Below are 1,250 nucleotides of genomic sequence, written 5' to 3' on the forward strand. Positions count from 1 at the left end.
GGATGAGATTTGTTAATAAACCTGTTTTAATATTAGGATCTGACAAAATCACTCCGGCCACTTTTAACAAAAATTGGCTTTCAGAAGTTGCTGCTACTATGGAGAAGTATAAAAACACCATTTATTCCTCAGATAATTACTTAGCGGTCATTAAACAAAAACCAACCAGGAAAAAATTATTGGTTGGTGTATATGATGCGAATAAGAAATTAATTGAAGAGCATCAAATAACCACCGAGCATATTTTTACAAACTGGGGTGATATACAAAACGGCGAGTTTAAAAAAAGTTTCAATGATATTATTTTGAGGAACCATGTTCCAATAGTTACCATGGAGCCATGGCGCGATACCTGTACTACAAAAACACCACCTGACGCCTTAACAAGTGTTTTAAACGGGCAATATGATAAGGAAATTGAAAAGTTTTTTAAAATCATTTCCGGGGTTAAGCAAAATGTTTACTTACGCTTTGCGCATGAAATGGAAATACCTATCCACCGGTATGGATGGCAAAGCCAGGACCCTGTAAAGTATATTAACGCTTTCAGATACTTTATGCACTTTGCTAACAACTTCGCCAATATTCACAAAGTATGGGGACCTGCCGGAGACAGAGGATCAATAGATTTTTATCCGGGCAACGATGTTGTTGATTATGTTAGCATAGCTATATACGGTTTACCAGACAAAAATATATCCGATCCTAATAAACAGGAAGCATTTGGCAATATATTTAGCCGTAAAATATACAGAATGCGGTTTATCAACAAGCCCATATTTATAACCGAATTTGGTGTCAAAGGGCCGGAAGATTACCAAACAAACTGGTTAAAGGAGGCAGCTGGTACAATTAACAAAAACGACCAGGTTTTTGGCGTATGTTACTTTAATTTATATGACAACCCAAAGGCCTGGGGTAAAATAAAGGCTCCAGACTGGAGTATAAGTAAAAAAAGCTTTGGGGAATTTTGTAAAGCCTTAGGTTTTAACTAATCTACTTAGATTTAAACAGGCCATACTTCAAAATACAGTAAATAGCTCTTACACCATCTTTCCACCCTATCTTCTTGCCTTCTTCATAGGTACGACCATAGTAGGAAATACCAACTTCATAAATCCTGATCTTTGGCACCCTCGACACTTTGATGGTTACTTCCGGTTCAAAACCAAAACGTTTTTCGGTAAGCGAAATAGCCTGCAACATTTTGGTATTAAATAATTTATAGCAGGTTTCCATATCAGTAAGGT

General features: G+C 36.6%; 1 protein-coding gene and 1 pseudogene. One reads left to right on the forward strand and one right to left on the reverse strand.

Features of this window, described 5'->3' with window-relative positions; genetic code table 11:
• Positions 1-995: glycoside hydrolase family 26 protein (locus AC1DPZ_RS27500; RefSeq protein ID WP_477409510.1), on the forward strand; the 995-nt coding region annotated here is incomplete at its 5' end.
• A 1-nt stretch (position 996) separates the two neighbouring features.
• Here the strand turns inward: AC1DPZ_RS27500 and AC1DPZ_RS27505 are convergent.
• Positions 997-1,250 (reverse strand): annotated as a pseudogene (locus AC1DPZ_RS27505) (glycosyltransferase family 2 protein); the annotation flags it as partial.

It is taken from the genome of Mucilaginibacter sp. P4_G9, assembly GCF_056400985.1.